General features: G+C 54.3%; 18 protein-coding genes. 9 read left to right on the forward strand and 9 right to left on the reverse strand.

The window, feature by feature from the left end:
- Nucleotides 1-10 precede the first annotated feature (10 nt).
- The 5 genes from motD to ACQYWX_RS07140 all read left to right on the forward strand — a co-directional run bounded on the left by motD (nt 11) and on the right by ACQYWX_RS07140 (nt 4,299).
- Nucleotides 11-793: a flagellar motor protein MotD gene (motD, locus tag ACQYWX_RS07120; RefSeq protein ID WP_216734938.1), complete on the forward strand. Its 783-nt coding sequence runs from the start codon at nt 11-13 to the stop codon at nt 791-793.
- A gap of 295 nt (nt 794-1,088) precedes the next feature.
- Nucleotides 1,089-1,904 carry a ParA family protein gene (locus tag ACQYWX_RS07125; protein WP_279503228.1) on the forward strand — a complete coding sequence of 272 codons (816 nt, stop codon included), beginning with the start codon at nt 1,089-1,091 and terminating at the stop codon, nt 1,902-1,904.
- Nucleotides 1,905-1,954: 50 nt separating this feature from the next.
- Complete coding sequence (locus ACQYWX_RS07130) at nt 1,955-3,235, forward strand: chemotaxis protein CheW (protein ID WP_431688335.1); 1,281 nt, start codon at nt 1,955-1,957, stop codon at nt 3,233-3,235.
- A 129-nt stretch (nt 3,236-3,364) separates the two neighbouring features.
- On the forward strand, nt 3,365-3,850 hold the full coding sequence (locus tag ACQYWX_RS07135) for a chemotaxis protein CheW (RefSeq protein ID WP_011398905.1): 486 nt from the start codon (nt 3,365-3,367) through the stop codon (nt 3,848-3,850).
- Between the two features lie 38 nt (nt 3,851-3,888).
- Complete coding sequence (locus tag ACQYWX_RS07140) at nt 3,889-4,299, forward strand: DUF2802 domain-containing protein (RefSeq protein ID WP_279503230.1); 411 nt, start codon at nt 3,889-3,891, stop codon at nt 4,297-4,299.
- Nucleotides 4,300-4,396: 97 nt separating this feature from the next.
- Here ACQYWX_RS07140 and ACQYWX_RS07145 read toward each other — a convergent pair whose 3' ends face one another.
- The 4 genes from ACQYWX_RS07145 to ACQYWX_RS07160 all read right to left on the reverse strand — a co-directional run bounded on the left by ACQYWX_RS07145 (nt 4,397) and on the right by ACQYWX_RS07160 (nt 9,993).
- On the reverse strand, nt 4,397-5,047 hold the full coding sequence (locus ACQYWX_RS07145) for a hypothetical protein (RefSeq protein WP_431688336.1): 651 nt from the start codon (nt 5,045-5,047) through the stop codon (nt 4,397-4,399).
- Nucleotides 5,048-5,122: 75 nt separating this feature from the next.
- Nucleotides 5,123-6,046: a leukocidin family pore-forming toxin gene (locus tag ACQYWX_RS07150; RefSeq protein ID WP_127969121.1), complete on the reverse strand. Its 924-nt coding sequence runs from the start codon at nt 6,044-6,046 to the stop codon at nt 5,123-5,125.
- A gap of 331 nt (nt 6,047-6,377) precedes the next feature.
- Complete coding sequence (locus ACQYWX_RS07155) at nt 6,378-7,058, reverse strand: hypothetical protein (protein ID WP_279503232.1); 681 nt, start codon at nt 7,056-7,058, stop codon at nt 6,378-6,380.
- Between the two features lie 181 nt (nt 7,059-7,239).
- Nucleotides 7,240-9,993 carry a cation-translocating P-type ATPase gene (locus ACQYWX_RS07160; protein ID WP_431688337.1) on the reverse strand — a complete coding sequence of 918 codons (2,754 nt, stop codon included), beginning with the start codon at nt 9,991-9,993 and terminating at the stop codon, nt 7,240-7,242.
- A gap of 109 nt (nt 9,994-10,102) precedes the next feature.
- Here ACQYWX_RS07160 and ACQYWX_RS07165 point away from each other — a divergent pair, with 109 nt between their 5' ends.
- The gene (locus ACQYWX_RS07165; protein ID WP_127969123.1) at nt 10,103-10,417 is read left to right on the forward strand and encodes a hypothetical protein; all 315 of its coding nucleotides are present in this window, start codon (nt 10,103-10,105) and stop codon (nt 10,415-10,417) included.
- A gap of 236 nt (nt 10,418-10,653) precedes the next feature.
- Here the strand turns inward: ACQYWX_RS07165 and ACQYWX_RS07170 are convergent, their stop codons facing one another.
- The gene (locus ACQYWX_RS07170) at nt 10,654-11,847 is read right to left on the reverse strand and encodes a hypothetical protein (RefSeq protein ID WP_431688338.1); all 1,194 of its coding nucleotides are present in this window, start codon (nt 11,845-11,847) and stop codon (nt 10,654-10,656) included.
- Between the two features lie 238 nt (nt 11,848-12,085).
- Between ACQYWX_RS07170 and ACQYWX_RS07175 the strand changes: the two genes are divergently transcribed.
- Complete coding sequence (locus ACQYWX_RS07175; protein ID WP_431688339.1) at nt 12,086-12,802, forward strand: DUF6683 family protein; 717 nt, start codon at nt 12,086-12,088, stop codon at nt 12,800-12,802.
- A 35-nt stretch (nt 12,803-12,837) separates the two neighbouring features.
- Here the strand turns inward: ACQYWX_RS07175 and ACQYWX_RS07180 are convergent, their stop codons facing one another.
- Both ACQYWX_RS07180 and ACQYWX_RS07185 read right to left on the reverse strand, forming a co-directional pair.
- Nucleotides 12,838-13,452 carry a response regulator transcription factor gene (locus ACQYWX_RS07180; protein ID WP_431688340.1) on the reverse strand — a complete coding sequence of 205 codons (615 nt, stop codon included), beginning with the start codon at nt 13,450-13,452 and terminating at the stop codon, nt 12,838-12,840.
- A gap of 71 nt (nt 13,453-13,523) precedes the next feature.
- Nucleotides 13,524-14,702 carry an ATP-binding protein gene (locus ACQYWX_RS07185; RefSeq protein ID WP_431688341.1) on the reverse strand — a complete coding sequence of 393 codons (1,179 nt, stop codon included), beginning with the start codon at nt 14,700-14,702 and terminating at the stop codon, nt 13,524-13,526.
- Nucleotides 14,703-15,006: 304 nt separating this feature from the next.
- Here ACQYWX_RS07185 and ACQYWX_RS07190 point away from each other — a divergent pair, with 304 nt between their 5' ends.
- Complete coding sequence (locus tag ACQYWX_RS07190; protein WP_279503239.1) at nt 15,007-15,345, forward strand: YebG family protein; 339 nt, start codon at nt 15,007-15,009, stop codon at nt 15,343-15,345.
- Between the two features lie 40 nt (nt 15,346-15,385).
- On the opposite strand, the gene codA is transcribed toward ACQYWX_RS07190, so the two are convergent.
- Entirely contained in the window at nt 15,386-16,636 is a 1,251-nt protein-coding gene (gene codA / locus ACQYWX_RS07195) for a cytosine deaminase (protein ID WP_216734926.1), read from the reverse strand.
- 185 nt (nt 16,637-16,821) lie between these two features.
- Entirely contained in the window at nt 16,822-18,504 is a 1,683-nt protein-coding gene (gene leuA / locus ACQYWX_RS07200) for a 2-isopropylmalate synthase (protein ID WP_431688342.1), read from the reverse strand.
- Between the two features lie 303 nt (nt 18,505-18,807).
- Here leuA and ACQYWX_RS07205 point away from each other — a divergent pair, with 303 nt between their 5' ends.
- Entirely contained in the window at nt 18,808-19,293 is a 486-nt protein-coding gene (locus ACQYWX_RS07205; RefSeq protein ID WP_011398889.1) for an Lrp/AsnC family transcriptional regulator, read from the forward strand.
- Nucleotides 19,294-19,345: the final 52 nt, after the last annotated feature.

Raw genomic sequence — 19,345 nt, forward strand, 5'->3', positions numbered from 1 at the left:
GTCGCCAGTTATGAGAAAGCGCCGCCGCAACCGGGAAGAATCCCATAACCACGAACGCTGGCTGGTGTCCTATGCGGACTTCATCACCCTGCTGTTCGCGTTTTTCGTGGTGATGTATTCGGTTTCCTCCGTCAACGAGGGCAAGTACAAAGTCCTGTCTGAAACGTTGGAAGGGGTGTTCAACGCCACGCAACGCAGCCTTAACCCTATTCAGGTTGGACAGCAGACAGCGGCGCCTCCGCAAAGTGAATCGCCTGCGATACAGCCTTTCGACAGTCCGGAAAGCCAGCCCGGCGAAACCACGGAAGAGCAGGAAGGGGAGCGCTTGCGGGAAATCGCCAATCGGTTTAACTACCGGCTAAAAGGGTTGATTGGACAAGGCATGGTGTCCATCAACGAGAATGACAACTGGATCGAGCTGTCCCTGCGTAACAATCTGCTGTTCAACAGTGGCGACGCCGTGCCGGTGGACGCTGCGTTCAATCTGATCGACGGCATCGCCGGCATCCTCAAAGACTACCCCAACGCCATTCTGGTGGAGGGCTTCACTGACAACGTGCCTATTCGCAGTTCGATTTATCCTTCCAACTGGGAGCTTTCCTCGGCGCGTTCTGCGGCGGTGGCGCGCTTGCTGATTATCGGCGGCGTTGACCCAAGACGTCTGGCGGCGGTGGGATACGGCGAATATCAGCCGGTCGCCCGTAACGATACCACCGAGGGGCGGCAAAGAAACCGTCGAGTGGTTTTGTTGGTGGCCAAGGACGCCAAAGTGCGTCTCACCATGCGGCGCTGACCAGGTCAGGGCAGGCGCGCAGTTTTCCCGCCAATTGACGGTTTATCCTGCTGAAACAGGCCGCGAGATCCCGGCGTTGGCATATATCGTGCAATCCCCTCATGGCGAAACAGGGAGAGACGGATTGCGGCGCTGACTTGCCGACGCTGCGCATAAGGATTGTCATTAATGTCCGTCACTGTGAGCTTCTATACTGTCATTAGGAACTCTGTTGCGACATGACGAATATGCGCCGCAGAGACGCTGTGACGCGCTGTCGTCACCTATCTGAACATCAACGCGGGGAGTATCGACCGTGCGAATCTGGACCGTCGCGAATCAAAAAGGAGGCGTGGGTAAAACCACAACCGCCGTCGCCCTCGGCGGGATTCTGGCGCAACAAGGCAAGCGGGTGCTGTTGCTGGACCTTGATCCGCACGGCTCGCTGACGTCTTATTTCAAATATGACCCGGACAGTATCCGCGGCAGCGTATACGACTTATTCATGCATGAGGGCAAAGTGCCGGCGGATTTGCCGCGCACTCTGATCCGCGACACCAGCCACCCCAATCTTAAGCTGTTGCCGGCGTCTACGGCGCAAGCCACGCTGGAGCGGAAAATGGTGGGTGTGGAAGGCATGGGATTAATCATTTCCAAGGCGCTGGCGCACTTGTGGGACGACTTCGATTACGCCTTTCTGGATAACACGCCGGTGCTTGGCGTATTGCTCATCAATGCGCTGGCGGCCTGCCAGCATATTCTGATTCCGGTGCAGACGGAATTTCTGGCGCTGAAGGGGCTGGAACGCATGCTGCACACCCTTGGCATGGTGATGAAGAGTCAGAAGAATCCGCTTTCCTATACTGTCATTCCCACGATGTTCGACCGTCGCACGCAGGCGTCGGTGCAGACCTTCCGCACGCTGCGACATCAGTATGGCGATGTGGTCTGGCGCTATGCGATTCCCGTGGACACCAAATTCCGCGACGCCAGCCGGGCGGGCGTGATTCCTTCCATGTACGACGCCGCCACCCATGGCGTGCGCGGCTATGAAAAACTGTTGCATGACCTGTTGGAAGCCAACGTGGGGTTCAATCCGCCGACTCAGGCCCAGGCGGGCGGCGCGGCTTAACTAAAGGGCGGCGGAGGTCGCCGCAGGCATTAAAGGATACTTGTTGAGTAATGGCAGATAAGCAGTTCGCCGATCCTGATAACTACGATAAGGCAGTCCTCGATTACATTGACGACCTGCTGCGCCCCCCTGCGCCTGAGCCGAAGCCGGCGCCAGACAAGGATAACGAGCCTTCTGACGTTGATTTGTCGGCGCAGGAGGACAAGTCCGTCACTACGGCTGCGTCTGCGGCGGAGTCTGACCTCAAAGAGGCCTCAAGCCAGACCGGTGTGCGTAAGCAACCCTCGACCACAGTGAATGACCCACAGCAGGCTCAGTCACAACCCACAAAACCGCAACCAACGAAATCGCCGCCGGAGATGCCTGAGACCGAACGCGCTATAGCCGCACCGCGTCATAAAGCGGTTTCGCCAGGGAAGGAGGTGGACATGAACACGGCGGAGAAAGAAAGCGCCTCGACGCATTCCGCAGCGGAGGCGTTACTGGAACAAGGGCGCATGACTCTGGCGCGCCAACGTATGCTCGCCCGGCAGGCGGAGCAGGCGCGTCTGGCTTTGCAGGAACCGCCCAGGCTGGTGATGCCGATGCCCAAGGTGGCTCCGCCGTCGCCAGCGCCAGTGGAGACGGAAAAAAAACCGTCGGTGGCGGAGCGAAGCGCGGCGTTACGGGAGAAGTTAAAGCAATGGCGTGTCTCGGAATCGACAGAAGAAGAGCCGGAACCGCAGTCGCTGGCGCGTCAAAAAGTTGAAGCGAGGCGTCAAGAACGTGACGCGCCGACGGCGGTGGAGCCGGAAGCAGCGCAGCAGGAGGAGGTTGACGTTGAGGCTGGCTCCGGCGGCGCGCCGGATGGATGGGCCGCTAACGGCAGGCCGGTGTGGGCGCAGGAGCGTTTCGAGTGCCTTCTGTTTAACGTGGCGGGTCTGAAATTGGCGGTGCCGCTGATTTCTCTTGGCGGCGTGCATGCGATGGATCATGAAACCACGCCGCTGTTCGGTATGCCCTCCTGGTTCGTCGGGCTGATACCTGTAGCAGGAATGAATGTGAGAGTTGTGGATACAGCGCAATGGGTCATGCCTGACCGCTATAAGTCGCAATACCGCGAAAATATCCGCTACATCATTCGCTTGCATGATTCTGAGTGGGGGCTTGGCTGCGATTTCATCGCGGAAGCATTTACTCTGGACCCGGATCAAGTGCGCTGGCGCAGCGAACGTTCTAAGCGTCCATGGCTGGCCGGCACAGTGGTGACGCATATGTGTGCGCTGCTGGATGTGGATGGACTGGAGCAACAATTGAATCAGTCGTCCGCCAAAGCTGGCAAAAAAAGCTGACGCGGAGCCGACGACGGACCTGGGGCGGTTGGCAAAATCGGCTGGCATAGATCCTGCGTTGTTCTATATTAATTAAGTACAAACGCTAGAAATTTGACGCTCAGCGTCGGGAGAAAGAGGTTAAACGCTATGGCATCCTATTCAGGGCAGGGCCAAAGTTCAGAAGATCCGATTCTGCAATACGTGACCTTCAAGTTGGATCATGAAACTTACGGCATCAATGTTATGCAGATCCAGGAGGTGTTGCGCTATACGGAAATCGCCCCGGTGCCTGGCGCGCCGGACTACGTTCTCGGCATCATCAATCTGCGCGGCAATGTCGTCACGGTCATCGACACCCGCAAGCGGTTTGGCTTGTCGGAAGCGGAGGTGAGCGATCACACCCGGATTGTGGTGATAGAGGTGGATAATCAAGTCGTGGGCATTCTGGTGGACTCTGTGGCGGAAGTGGTTTATCTGCGGCAGTCGGAAATGGAAACCGCTCCAAATGTCGGCAACGAGGAAAGCGCCAAGTTCATTCAAGGCGTCTGCAACAAGAATGGAGAACTGATTATTCTGGTTGAATTCGAAAAAATGATGTCAGAAGAAGAGTGGTCCGAGGTGGCGTCCTTGTGATCAGTCTCACCCAATAAGCTGGCGCGGGAGGATAAGTTATGAATCCGCAATTCATGAGTTGGGAGCTGCTTGTGTCCCTGTGTTTCGGGCTGGTCGTCGCCATTGCCTGTTTCACTCTCTGTCGGATGCAGGCCAAGCGCATTGTACGTCTGGAAATCGAGGTCGGGCAGATGCGGGATAAGCTCAATATGCTCTCCGACAGTGGCATTGGCGTGGGCCGAAAGGTGGTTTCCATTGATCAGCGTCTGAAAGCCGCTGAACTCAAGCAAAAAGAACTGCAAACCATGGACGTGCAAAAGGTGTCTTACAATGAAGCGGCCCGCCTGTTGTCGTTGGGCGCGGAAGTGGAGGATTTGGTGAAAGCCTGCGGCCTGACCAGGGCGGAGGCGGATCTGATCAAAGCGCTGCATTCCAGCCAGACTGGAGCGCAGAGACCGGCTCGGCATTGACCCGAACCGATTCCGCCTGACCAGAGGGCGGGCGAACAGGTTTATCTATTAAAACGCAAACCCGGCTGTGGCGCTGTCGCCGCAGCCGGGTTTGTCGTTATAGAGTCTCTTTGGTTTCTTTTTCTTGTTTCAATAACGCCACCGCCAGTTTGACGTCCTCGGACAGTGAGCTGTCCTCGCCTTTCTTGTGCACTGGCAACACCATGAAATGAACGCTGCCGTCCGCGTTGGTCACACTGGTGGCGATGATGGCGTCGCCCTCAGTCGCTGCGCCATAGTAATCGGCGATAATATCCGACGGCTTCTCCGTCAGGCCGCCAAGCCGCTCGGCTTCTGTGTTGTCGAAAAGAAGAATCTCTCCGGACTGGGAAAGCTTCTGCAGCAGCCTTTCTGTTTGCGGATCGAACGGGAAATTACTGGTGTCGACATAGCGCAACCCTTCCGCTTCGATAAAGTCGTACAGCTCAGCGCTAAGCGATGTGGACGCCTGCGATACCCAGGGGCCCGTGTCCTGAACCGGCTCTTCCGCCTCGGGAGCCGCTTCGGCCTCCGCCTGTGGCGCGGCTTCCTCCATAAACTCGGGAGAAACGCTCGTCAGCGTTGCGTCCTGGTTGTCCGCCTGGATTTCCGTCGCCGTGGTTTGCGATGCGGAGTTCGCGTCAGCGTCGTCGCCGCTTTCGTGGTAGATAAAAACGCCCGCCGCCAGACATAAGGGCGCGCCCCATAAAACCAATTTTTTTACTGACATAATGATCACCTTCTACTTGTCATGTCCGCTGGAAGTGGCTCCCCTTGGGGGGAGCCGTCAGCCTGTTGGGGTCCGTTAGTGGTACAGGCCGTCCTTCCATGAGATAGACACGACGCGATTGGCTTTGGTCCACTCGCTGTAGTCGTGGTAGCCCTTCCAGCTGAAATTGGAGTGGAAAGAGCACCAGTCGCGAGCGAAGTGGTAATGAGTCTTCTGCCAGTTCGCTTCCAGCTTCAAGCGCGTGTAGTCGACGCCGTCGTTCAAATCGTATTTGCGGTACAACACCACCGCTTCCGGTTTGAAGTCTGACGTCATCACTGTCGGCAATTCGCTGGTCGGGATGAGGTTGTTGATGCCGCAGCCCCAGAACAGATAAGTCCATGCGTAGAGCAGGTTATCTTTCGGCGGCGTACGGTGTTTGATGGTCTGGCTGACGATATTCCAGGTTACGCCTTCGTTGCCCTGGTCAAAATCGGTCACCGTCTTGAACTCGTCCTGATTGTAGGTAATCCGTGTGCTCCAGGAGACGCCGCCATTAATGCTTGGCGATTCCTCGTTGAGCGTAAAGCCCAGGTTGAAGTCCGTTGATTCGCTCACCTGAGCACTGGAGATAGTGTTGGAGGGAGCGTGACTCAGGTGGCGCAGTCTGGAGCCGTCCTGATATCCCACTTTTAGCTGGAACGCGGTCGGCACCGTATAACGGTAGTCCGCGCTGGTTCCTGACTCATACAGAGTCTGACGGGAAGGCACGTTGGTCATATCGAACCCCGAGCCTCCGTTGAGCACCAGTTTTACTTCCTTGATCCCTTCAGGATAGTGCGACTGGTTCCAGGCGTTTTGTACGGTGTAAACGAGCCGGATACGTTTGCTCCTGGCGTCGCTGTCATCCAATTCGTACAAAGTGCTGGTGTAAGATTGAATAGTGTCTCCCGCATGGGCGAGGCCGGCTGTGAGACACAGTCCGGTTAACACTTTTGCATACAGCTTTGCGGTTCTCATACTTATTTTACCTCGCGTCAGCTTTTACTATTTTTGTTGTTGGCCTATGCAGATTGAATTAAGAAAAATCAAAAAGAACAGGCTTCTGTATCGTATAAGTAGGTTTTTTGACCTGCAATTGGCTCATGATAAGTTGTCATGTTGAGCCCTGATGATGGCGCGAAAAGATAACCCTTAAACTAACCGCCAAAGGCGAAATAAGCGCGGAAACGACGTTTTTGAGAGAAGGGAATAAGGCTCTACGCCATGTGTGGCATGGTATTTAGCCGCTTAACTATTGCGTGAAGAGAAAGGGCGGCGTGAGTGCGCCGCCCCTGAAGAAAGCTGAACGTTATTTGGTCTCTTCTGGCGCCGTGTTGGGTGTGGCGGCGGTATCCGCTTTTTTCGCACGAGGAGTTTTGGCGCTACTTGGTTTTTTGGGCGCTGCTGCTTTAGCAGGTTTGCTCGCAGAGGTCTTGGCCGCGCCGGCTTTGGTCGCTGGAGTTTTACGCGCAGGACTTTTAGCGGGCGTTTTCTTGGCGGCTGGCTTTTTGGCTGTGGTGGTCGCTGCTGTTGAACCCGTTTTCTTGGCGGTGGTTTTTGCCGCCGCGGGTTTGCTGGCGGGCGCTTTTTTCGCCGCTGGCTTGCGGGTGGCGGTTTTGGTTGTAGAGGCTTTTTTCGCGGTGGACGTTTTCGCTGGTGCTTTTGCCGTCAACGCCGCAACCGGCGCGGGTTTTTTGAGTGAGGCCAGGCCCAGACGGTCCATGAACTGTTCCTGCAGCGCATTGATTTCGTTGACCACTTTCTGATATTCAGCCTGGATTTTCTTGAGTTCTTTTTCTCGCAGCTCTTCCAGTTCTTTAATCAGTTTCATCACCGGCTCTTTAATCTGCTTTTGAATTTCTTCCGCTTGCTTATAGAAATCCGCAAGAATCGCCTGTATCTGCTCAGTGGCTTTATGCAGTTCTTTGGAAACCACATCTCCTAACTTTTCGATGTTCTTTTTGACGATGCCCTTCTCTTTTTTTGCCATTGTGTTACTCCAGTGTGATAAGCCAAGCGTTATATATTTTTCGTTGAAACCGGCAGGCAGTCGATGCATCCGGAATCCCTTTCGCGACAGGTTATTTCTCTATCGTTCAGCACAAGAAATAACCTGATAATGTCCTGCAACTATTATGGGAAATATTTGAATATTCAACCTAATTCCAGGACTAATCGCTGTTTTTTTGACCTTTAACGACGCTCATAACAAATTTCTCTATCTCGGTGATGATAAAGACGCTGGAGCCCACGAGGGCGATGGCGAGCCAATCCGACAGCGATAAGGCGGTGGAACTGAACAGGCGTTGCATTGGCGGCGCATAGGTGAAAAGCAGTTGGAAAAGAAGCAGGATGGCGACGGAGTAGAGCGCCATCCGGTTACTGGTTAGCTGGCGCCAGGAGGTGATGTTTTCCATAAGCATGCGCGTATTGAAAAGATAAAAAATCTCAAACATCACCAGCGTATTGACCGCCACCGTACGCGCGTGTTCCAGAGATGCGCCGGCGGATTGCGTCCATCCAAACAGACCGAAAGATCCGAGCACCATAATCAATGACACACTGAGCACCCGCCATAACAGCAGCGGGTCGAGCAGCGACTCGCCGGGCCGTCGGGGAGGGCGCGCCATGATATTGCGCTCCGCCGGTTCGAAAGACAGCGCCAGCGCCAGGGTCACCGCAGTGATCATGTTGATCCAGAGAATCTGCACTGGCGTAATCGGCATGGCGACGCCAAGCACGACGGCGGCGAGTATCATCAAGGCTTCGCCGCAACTGGTAGGCAACACAAAGACAATCGCCTTTTTGAAGTTGTCGAAGATGCGGCGGCCTTCCTCCACAGCGGCGGTGATCGTGGAGAAGTTGTCGTCCAGCAGAATAATCTGAGCGGCCTCCTTGGCGACCTCGGTTCCCTGACGTCCCATGGCGACGCCGATGCCCGCCCGCTTCAGCGCAGGCGCGTCGTTGACCCCATCGCCAGTCATGGCCACGATTTCTCCCGACTGTTGCAACGCTTCCACCAGCCGCAATTTGTGCAATGGCGTGGTGCGGGCGAAGATGTTGCAACGCTGCGCCGCCGCTTTCAACGCTTCGTCATCCAGGTTGTCGATGTCTGCGCCAGTGATGACGCCATCGCCGACTGGAAGATGAATGGATTCAGCGATGGCCTGCGCGGTTTTAGGGTTATCGCCAGTGATCATTTTGACCACGATGCCCGCCTGCAAGGTTTTCTCCAGCGCAGGAGCGGTTTCCTCCCGTGGTGGATCGATCATCGCGACGGCGCCGAGAAACTGGATGTTCGCCAGCGGTAACTGGGTAGGCAGTGCGGCAATGGCGTCCGGCGTCGCGATGTAAGCGAAGGCCAGCAGGCGTTGTCCTTGCGCAGCGCGTTGATTGAAGCGCATGTTCCAGCGCTGAGTTTCTTCTTCGGACAGCGTTGTCGAACAGAGTTGCAGAACTCTTTCCGGGGCGCCTTTAATGCAGATGAAGTGGCTGCCGTTACTATCGTGGTGGAGCGTCGCCATGAACAGGTTGTCGGCGCTAAATGGCAGCACATCCAGCCTGGGGTGGTCTTTGCGGGCTTGCGCGCTGTCCCAGCCGGCTTTGGCGGCGAAGGTCACCAGAGCCGCCTCAGTAGGGTCTCCCTGAGGCGTCCAGATATCATCCTGTTTATGAATGTCGGCGTCGTTACAGAGCAACGCCGTCAGACTCAGGCGCGCCAGTTCGGGGTGACTCTGCGCGCTGACCAGACGCTCATCAAAGGTGATTTCTCCATGTGGATCGTAGCCAGCTCCGGAAACTTCCATGCTGTTTTCGCCGGCATCGAGACTGACCACCGTCATTTCATTTTTCGTCAGAGTGCCGGTCTTATCGGTGCAGATAACGGTTACGGCTCCCAGTGTCTCCACCGCAGGCATCCGTCGTACGATCGCGTTGCGCTTCGCCATCATCTGGACGCCGAGGGCCAGTGTGATCGTGAGGATCGCAGGGAGACCTTCCGGGATCGCCGCGACGGCCAATCCCACCGCCGCCAGGAACATGTCCGCTGCGCTGTAGTCGCGTAACCAGTACCCCGTCATGAAACACACGGCAGAAAGCAAAAGAATCCACCAGGATAGTTTTGCGCTGAATTCCGCCATCTGTTTCAGCAGTGGCGTTTCAATGGCGTTGACCTGGCGCAGCAGGGCGCTGATCTTGCCGAACTCTGTATTTTCTCCAGTGGCGACTACCACGCCATGTCCCTGGCCGCGAGTCACCAGGGAGCCCGCATACGCCATGCAGGTGCGACCGGCCAGTTCCGTATCCGGCGGGGTAGGCTGCGTTTGCTTGCTAACCGCTTCCGACTCGCCTGTCAGCACGGCTTCACTGATATGTAAATCGCTGGTCTGAATGAGGCGCATGTCGGTGGGAGCGCGATCGCCAGCTTGCAGGAGCACGACGTCGCCAGGAACCAGGACGCTGGCCGGGAGAGATTGCAGACGCCCGTCCCGGCGCACACTGACGGTAAAGGTCACCATGCGCCTGATAGCCTGTAAAGCCTTTTCGGCGCGACCTTCTTGTAGGTAGCCGATCAGCCCATTAATGATCACCACCATCAAGATCACACTGGCGTCCAGCCAATGACGCATGATCAGGGTAATGGCGGCGGACAGCAGCAGGACGTAAATGAGCGGGTTGTTGAACTGGCGCAGCAGCCTTTGCCAGGCGCTTTCCCCTGACTGTTCCGCGATGATGTTTTCGCCATGACGGCGCAATCGCTCTTCCGCCTCGCTGGAGCTAAGGCCATCTGCACTGGTCTTCATAGCGGCCAGCGTTTTCTCGATGGGCGATGCATGCCAGCAGTCCGGCGGCGTCACATGCGGGAGGCCGGAAATGATCTCGCCTGGAGCAGGCGAGGGGCGTTGAGGAATATGAAGTCCGTTCACAGTATCGCCTTAATCAGTCAATGCGTAGAGATCAAAATTTGCGCCGAGACAGAGCGAACAATTTTTTTCATCGATCGCTGGAGTAGCTTATACAGGCTGATAGCCATGTATGACGGCGTTGTGTCAGTCACTATGCATAGAGCGGGCTGGCGAATACCTGTCAGGGATCAAATTTTCCCATAAGTATGGGATTGTTACCTTTGTCATCCTTCCCTACAATTGGCGGCGAAATCACTTCGTCAGCGAGGAAACCATGCGCCAGGAAACGTCCGCTCTGATCGACGAGATATATCAATTGACCTTGGATATGAGCAAGTATTCTCCCGAGTTGGAGAAAGATAAAGCCGAACTGGAGTCGAAGCAGGAAGAGGTTCGGATTTTATGGGAGCAGCTTGCAGAGTTGGTTTGCGCCGAGCACGTTTGATCCACGTCGGCTGAATTAAATCATCTCAGGTTGAAAAATTAGGGCGGTGAAGACCGCCCTCAAAACGCTATGGTTACATGACCTAACGTAATGTGGCTTTAGCGGTTGTCAGAACAGTTTGTCAGTTTGACCCCCGTTGCAGGGTATTTCACACATAAACCCTGAGAGCGCCAACTAGGGAAATCCCCAGTTGCACTTGAGCAGCTCAGTGGTTTAAGCCGCTACCGCCTTTTGCATCATTCATCCTGTTGTGTATAGCTGGTCCCGCCCAGATTGAACATGCCGATGTCTTTACGGCCGTTGTTCGGGAAAAAGAAGAACCCCATGCGCTCTTTGCGGCCATCGTCGAAGCTGAATTCAGCCTGATACCCTGTCAGGCGGTAAACACCTGAATGCTGTGAGTCGCTTTTGGCGACCATAGTCTGACTGACGCCGCCAGCGGACTTGTTCAGTTCGAAGCGACCATTACGATGCAAGGTGATGTCCCTCGCGATAAACACTTGGCTACTAAGTCCGCTGACGCTCTGCGCGCCAAATGTTCCTAACATTTTCCAGGTTCCTTCCAGGGGTTCGTCAGCGTCGGCGGGGAAGACGGGATAAATATCTTCCGGCTTGATTTCCCGGGGCTTCCCGTTCGGGAGTTGAAACAGGTATCCCGTCCCTTGCGCTCGCCAATGCCCCCAGTCTTGCTTCCGAGCCTGTTTGCAGGCGGGTATGTCGAGATCTGTGATCGCCGCGTCCATGTCCCGATACAGCTCGCCGTTTTTGAATAAAGTGTAAGGCTGAAAATGGATCAACATCATGCTGCCGTTGTAGCGGTGCTCACGGACGGCGAAGATTTTTTCTACGTCGCTGCTATCAGGGCCGGCGTCAGTAGAAATGCAGGACAAAGCGCTTTGTGAAAGCAGGACGGGATGCGCAGACTGTGGCTGTATTGTTTGATTATATCCGGGTGAATTGGTTGGCGGTTGTTTATGAGAGGCATCTGTAATGGCTGCGTACAGTTCAGGGTGCATTCGCATTGGATTGAAACGAACGTCTTCAAGCACGTCTGAGTATGTATCACAGAGTAAGTCTTGATGCTCATTCAGCTTTGCGAGCAATTTCTCCTCTACCTGCAACAGACTGCCGTCAATGGCTGGAGTGCGCTGTTTCAGGCTGTTTACGGATGCTTCAATCAGGTCCGCCTGATTTCGCTTACGCCAGGATTGGTAATGCGACGAGTTGGCCTTGACACCACAAAGACGGCGCAGAATGTCCATGGTTAGCACGGGGGTATAAAGCGTCATCACGGTTTTCACGCTGGGAGACGTCGACGCAAAAGCAGAAGAGGCCCCAGGCGGGCTGCTCAGAAACAGAAGCACGCCGAGCAGCATCGAAAAAGGAGCGGATTGGGCGTGGCCCCTGATGTTAATTCTTGTCGAAGTCATTGAACCTGGCTGGAGCATCATCAAGTAGTGGGCTGGTAAAGCTAACTAATTGAAGGGCAATAGATAAACTAGGGTTTCTCCCAGGTGTTTTCCTTTTGATTAAATCGTTTACCGTAATGCCTCGCATCAAAGCTCTGGCGTGTCGGCGAATGTAATTGAGGTGAGCTGTTTTTGTTGTCGCTGCGTTTCTATTGCAACTCTTCGCCGGGCTAGCGTCAGCCTAATGAGGAGACTTTAAATGAGAGTTCCTGGAATTCTATATTCCATTTTTTTACCGTTGTTGTGTCTTTGGGGACATACCGCTAAGGCATCCGGTGATGCACTGGATGATATCGCCGGCTCAATGAACTCCGCGTTTGAAATGGCGCTGAGTGAGACTGACAATACGGCTTCAGCCGCTGGCGGCGATAATGGGGCTGTGCCTGAAAAGGGCGCTTTCTTCACCCCATCAAAAGAAGTCAGTGCTGAGATCAAAGAAAAAATGATCACAGAAATGCTGAAAAAAGTTCCCGCCGATAAAGAGGCTGAACTGCGTGCGGCATTCGCCGAGATCGACATCATGCAGTTGATGGGCGATGCGGTGAAGAAAGACGGTTATCAGGCTAATGATTTGGCTCTGGCCATGGCGGCCTGGGTCACCACATCCTTTAGCATTCTCAATGATCAGGAAACCAACGACGCTGAAGATCGAGCAGTATGGAAGCAGTTTCGACAGGTGATTGCGACAAATCCTTCACTTGCCGGACTATCCGATCGGGATAAGCAAGTTACGGCGGAGACGCTGTACTGGTATTCCGCATTCGCCGCCAACGACTATCAGCAAGCCAAAGCGGGGACACCCGGGTGGAAGCTGGATGAGGTCAAAGACTATGTGAAACGTGATCTCAAGGCGCGCAAAATTCACCCCGAGCTGGTTACGATTTCCGCTGAAGGCGGTTTGGTTGCTCGTAAGTAATTTCGCCGTGCAGGGACGCACAGCCTTCTGTTCTTTTACTCATAGCCCAGAGAGAGTCTGACCAGATCCTGTACGTTACGAGCCCCCAATTTGCTCGCCATGTTGGCGCGATGCAGTTCCACGGTTTTCACGCTAATGCCAAGGATATCCGCAATGGTTTTATTCAGTTTTCCGGCGCACACATGGGTCAACACCTGGCGTTCCCTGGGGGATAAGCGTCCCAGCTTTTCCTTGGCCGCCTGTGGGTTGCGCAATGCGGACCCGGGTTCTGAAATAGCGCTTTTCACGGTTTCCACCAGAATGGAATTTTCGAAAGGCTTTTCCAGAAAGTTCGCTGCGCCCATGCGCATGGCGCTGACGGCTAAAGTGACGTCTGCGTGTCCGGTTATGAGAACGACGGGAATGGAAATACGACGTGCGCGTAGTTCCTCCATCAGCTCCAATCCATTCATGTCAGGCATGCGTAGATCGGTCACGACGCATTTGTCGCTCAATGGAATGCCTGCGTTTTCCAGTTGCTGAAGTCTCGCCAAAAGGCCTGTGGCCCGGTTGAAGTCTTCTACCTGTAAGCCGGCCGCTTCCAGCATCCAGACGGTGGAGCGGCGAAAGTCTTCGTTATCGTCTACTAATAAAATTTGTGCTGCGTTCATGCTTGTCTCTTCGAAAAGATGTATCCACAAAAATAATCTGCAGGGCCGCGTTTCTAACGGCTTGCCGTCACTTAGTCAGGAGGGCGTACAGGCGTCGCAGTTGCGGCTAGAGGCAAAGTGAAAGAGAAGACAGAGCCGCCATCGGGGTTATCCTTAAACTCCAGTGTTCCGTGATGAAGTTCGATAAAGGACTTGCTGATAGCGAGGCCTGCACCCATGCCATCAGGTTTGGTCGTGAAGAAGGGAGTGAACAGGCGATTGCGGAAATGTTGGGGAATGCCGCAGCCTTTATCTGTCACGCTGACTGTAACCCGGTCCTGGGAAATGACTTGGGCGTCCACAATGAGTTCACGTTCTTGGATTGGCGTGTCGCGCATGGCGTCCAGCGCGTTGCGAATCAAATTTCCCAGGGTTTGCTCGATCATGATTCTATCCACGCAGACATTGGGGATGTCCGCCGCTATCAGCAGGCGGGTCTTCACTTGGCGTCGATGAGTTTCGAGTTGAAGAAGCTCCAGCACGCCGCTGGCCAGCTGGCGCAAAGAAATTTCATCTGCGCGCGGCTCTCTCGACGTTACGAATTTTCGTATGCGGGCAACCACGGCCGCCGCCTGATGAGCCTGTCGAATCGCAAGCTGCACGGCTTCTTCCGGCTTATCGACGCCAGTATGCTTTTCAAGCAATAGCTTGGCGGCGTTAAGGTAATTGAGAATTGCGCCGATAGGCTGATTCAGTTCATGGGTCAAGGCTGTCGCCATCTCGCCAATCGACATGCTTTTGGAGGCTTGCTGCAACTGGGCGTGCATGTCTTCAGGTCTTAGCAGTAGTAGCGACGGCTCTTCCACTTTCTGCACCGATAACAATAATTTCACGCCTTCGGCATCATGAAACGGCGCGCTATTTAGCGTATAAAAATCGCCGGTTTCCGGGTGATGCGCTTGCAGCGAAAACGCGTCGCCTTTTAAGTGCGCCTCTTTGCTTTCAACAGGTTGAAATAGCTGCAGAAATGAGTCGCGATGCGACGTCAGGCGAGATTGCGTTTTTTGGTCGCCACTAAACTCACGTAGAAATAAAGTGTTACAGGCGATGAATTCACCTTGGCGAGAATGCACGGCGGCAGGATAGGGGAGAGCGTTCAAGAGTGGATATTTTGCACCGCCATGGGAGGCGTTGGCGGCTTTGGATTCCTTGTACGCAATGATGTCAGGCTGATACGCATTGGCTGCAAGCCTGTTTTTTAACATAAGCATCTTTCTGTCCTCCCTGCACTGTCAGATACCTGGATTAAACCTCGCATTCCCTAATTCTGATGAGCGAGAATGCCGCTTAATCCGAACGTCAAACTGGCGGTTATCCTAAATGCCTTGCGCGACGAGGCGCAATCATATATTCGGACTATTACCATTTGGTTATCTCTTGTGTTTGCAATAAAAATCTACTCATTGAGCCTTTATTTTCATGTGGTTACTGTGTTTGGATGAATCTTGTGTGACGCTATTGACCTGATCTTAAAACTGTATGAATATACAGAGGCTAATTTTAGGAGGCGACAAAATGGCCGTAGTGACCCTGTATATGAGTGACAGAGACCCATCACAACAGATGTTTAAATCCAAGAAAGAAGCTGACGATCATGACAAAAAGCTTGAGCTCGCCGAAGGCGTGTCTCATTTCCTGGCGCAACGCCTGACTTCTTTGAATGAAGGTTTGGCGGAAGAAATTGGCATGCTGGTCGCTAATCACAAGGAAGCGTTCGCAACCGCGTTCAAAGGCAAGGTTGACGTCTTGTTTGAAGAGTCGCCAGAGCCTGCTCCCAGCGCAGAAGAAGAGACTAAAGAGAGCGCCAAGGTTAAAGACAGCGGCAAAGTGCGGGCGATAGCCGGCAAGGGCTGATGAGAAGGGACGTTGTCAGCGTCCCTTGGGTGTAAACAGTCTAAAGCTGAATGTTTTGCGTCACCACCGCCGGTGTTTGTTGCATGATGATGTCGCCTGCGCGAATGGAGGCTGTCACCACGCTTTGGCGGCGCAAGACTTCATAGTCGTCAGGTCCGTCCAGCAGGATGAAGTTGGCGGGTTTGCCGACTTCTACGCCGTAACGATCTTGGATGTTCAGCACTTTGGCGCTGTTATGACTGATCAGGTCCAGCGCATTGCGGTAGTCGTCGTAGCCCATCATATGGCATATGTGCAGCGCGAAGTCCAAGGTGCGCAGCAGATTGCCATTGCCCAGGGAGTACCATGGGTCCTGAATGGAGTCTTGACCGAGGCCGACATTGAGGCCCGCTTCTAACAGCTCTTTCACCCGAGTGACGCCGCGACGTTTGGGGAAGTTGTCGAACCTGCCTTGCAAATGAATGCTTTCTGTTGGGCAAGATACAAAGTTTATCTGTGACATTTTCAGCAGGCGAAACAGGCGGCTACAGTAAGCGTTGTCGTAGGAGTGCATCGCCGTGGTGTGGCTGGCGGTTACCCGATGCCCCATATCGCGCTTCAATGCTTCCGCCGCCAGTACTTCCAGGAACCTGGAGCCGGGATCGTCTATTTCGTCGCAGTGCACGTCGACAAGGCGGTCGTATTTTTCCGCCAGATCCATAAGGATTTTGACTGACTCCACGCCATAGTCGCGGGTGAACTCGAAATGAGGAATGCCGCCAACCACATCGACGCCCATCTCGACGGCTTTTTCCATCAATTGAACGCCATTGGGATAGGAAAGAATGCCTTCCTGTGGAAACGCCACCAGCTGCAGCTCAATCCAGGGCGCTACTTCCTGTTTGATCTCAAGCAGGGCTTCCAGCGCCGTCAATGTTGGATCGGTGACATCTACATGAGAGCGTACGGCCTGCACGCCGTATTGGGTCAGCATTTTCAGGGTGCGGCGCGTACGCTGCTTAACGTCTTCATGGGTCACCATGGCTTTGCGCTCAGACCAGCGCTCTATGCCCTCAAATAATGTGCCGCTCATGTTCCAACTAGGCTCGCCCGCGGTGCCTGTCGCGTCCAGATGGATATGGGGCTCTACAAAGGGGGCGCTGACAAGACGCTCGCCAGCGTCCAGCAAAATTTCCACGTCCGACTGCGGAAGCTCCGCCATGGGCAATATGGCGCTGATCTGGCCCTGGTTAATCTGAATGGCGTATAAACCGTCCTGGCCGCGTAAACGGACGTTGGTGACGTATTTCATTGAGGGACTCACCTGATTATTTATTCTGAAGCGGACATTTTCCGTAAATGACCTGCAACTGTCGACAGCTTCCAGCAATATCAGGGGTTAGCAATATCAAATGACAGGCGTGAGAGGTTGTAATGATGGGACGTATGAGAGGGACAAAAAAAGGGCCCTGATGCAGGGCCCAATGGGGTATAGAGTTAGACGGCTTCCTTTTGATTGCTGTCGGCGGCGATTTGGGCGTGTCTGCCCACGGTCGACAACAGCGCCTGCAGGGTAGCGGTGGTGGTGTCTTCCGCCAAAGCGGCGGCGCTGAATGGCGCGCCGTTGATCATGACTTTGATGCAGGCGAGGGCGTTGGCGTCTGTGCCTTCGCCAAGCGCGAATTCATCGTAAGCCTCTACGGCGATGCTAATGCGGTAGCGACTCTCCAACGCGGCGGCCACCGCCTCCACGCCGCCATGACCTTGGCCGCGGATGCCGGAGATAATGGCGTCGTCGCCGAATTCAATTTGCACCTGCACGGCTTCGTCAGTTCTATGCATATCGTAGGTGCGCAACCGCCATCCTTTGGGCGTGCTCAGGTAGCGCTCCTCAAACAAGCGATGGATGGTGCGGGAGTCAATTTCACCGCCTTCGGACTCCGCTTCATGCTGTACGACTTTGGCGAATTCGATCTGCAACCAGCGCGGCAAACTGATGTTGTAGTCGCGCTCCAGTACATGGGCGACGCCGCCTTTGCCGGACTGGCTGTTGATGCGAACCACTTCTTCGTAGCGTCTGCCCAGGTCGAAAGGATCGATAGGCAGGTACGCGACGTTCCAGATGTCGTCCTCTTTACGTTTATGCAGACACTTGCGAATCGCATCCTGGTGGCTGCCTGAGAACGCGGTGAAGACCAGGTCGCCAGCGTAAGGATGGCGCGGGTGCGTGCTGATCTCAGTGCAAGCTTCGACGGTATCGATAATCTCTGACATATCGGACAGATCCAGCATGGGATCAATGCCCTGGGAATACAGGTTCATGGCCATGGTGACCAGATCCATGTTGCCGGTGCGCTCACCGTTGCCCAGCAGGGTTCCCTCGACTCTGTCAGCGCCCGCCATTACCGCCAGTTCCGCCGCCGCTACGCCGCAGCCACGGTCGTTGTGAGTGTGCACGCTGACAATAACGTGTTCCCGTTGATGGATGTTATCGCACATCCATTCGATCTGGTCGGCGAATACGTTAGGCGTCGCCATCTCAACCGTCGCGGGAAGGTTGATGATGACTTTGCGGCCGTTTTCTGGTCGCCATACAGCGTTCACGGCGTTGACGACTTCGACGGCGAAATCCAGCTCTGTGCCGGTAAAGCTCTCCGGTGAGTACTCAAAACTCCACTGGGTTTCCGGATGCTTTTCAGCGTGCGCCAGCACTTCCTGGGCTCCGCTTACCGCAATGGCTTTGATGCCTTCGCGATCCAGCCCGAATACCTGCTCGCGCTGTACGGTGGAGGTGGAGTTATAAACATGAACGATCGCTTGTTTGACGCCCTGCAGCGCTTCATAAGTACGTGCGATCAGCTCGGGACGCGCCTGCGTCAGAACCTGAATAGTGACATCGTCCGGAATGCGATTTTCTTCGATCAGCTTGCGGCAGAAATCAAAGTCAGGCTGGCTGGCTGCGGGGAAGCCGATTTCGATTTCCTTAAACCCACATTTCACCAAGAGGTCGAACAGTCGCTGCTTTTGACTAACATTCATTGGCTTGATCAAAGCCTGGTTGCCGTCGCGCAGGTCAACTGCGCACCAGATGGGCGCTTGTTCGATAACCTGATCCGGCCAGCGGCGGTCCGCCTTACGGATAGGAGTGAATGGACGATATTTGCGGTGGTCGAAAGCCATGGAAATCAGCCTCGTAAGTCTTCCTGTTCGAATTGAGCGGGCGTTAGTGTTTCCCGCATCCATTTAGGTTTTGAGCGCAATGGCTCTGGTTCGCTTGAGCTTGTGGCCCGTTATGCCGCCTCGCCTTGTGAGCCAGGCCGGCTGACGTCTCGTAATAAGGTGGGTGCGCCTTAAAGAGATGTGCAGTCAGGAAAGCAATAATACCGAGAATGACGCGCAATGAGTTTGCGTAGTTGATTTGATTTTAATAAAAATTGATAGATAATTTTAAAAATAAACATCTTTGTGAAATTTAATATCCAAATGAAAGAGAAGCTTGTCAAAATCGATCGAATTGATCGCAAAATCTTGGAATGTCTGCAAAAAGATGGCGGGCTATCCAACCAGGAATTGGCGGAAAAAGTGGGATTATCGCCGTCGCCTTGTCTGCGTCGCGTGCGTGCGTTGGAAGAGGCGGGCATTATTCTGCGCCGGGTAACATTATTGGAGCGCAAGAAGCTGGGGCTGTCTTTGACGGTGATTATCCAGATCAGCATGGATCGCCATACGCCGGAACGCTTCGAAGAGTTTGAAAATCAGGTTAAAGAGTCCCCGGAAGTTCAGGAATGCTATTTGATAACCGGGCAGGAGGCGGACTATATGCTAAAGGTGGTGGTGCCGGACATGGATGCATACCAGGTGTTCCTTTTGAACAAGATCACCCGTATTCCCGGGGTAAGCGGAGTGCACTCCAGCTTTGTGCTGCGCAGGGTGGTGGACAACACGGAATTGCCGCTGGGCTATTTATAGAACCTCCGTTTACGATTCGCTCACGAAAAAGTTTCTCGGCTAATACGCATGG

This window comes from Hahella sp. NBU794 (assembly GCF_050749805.1).
In the GTDB taxonomy this organism is placed as follows: Bacteria; Pseudomonadota; Gammaproteobacteria; order Pseudomonadales; family Oleiphilaceae; genus Hahella.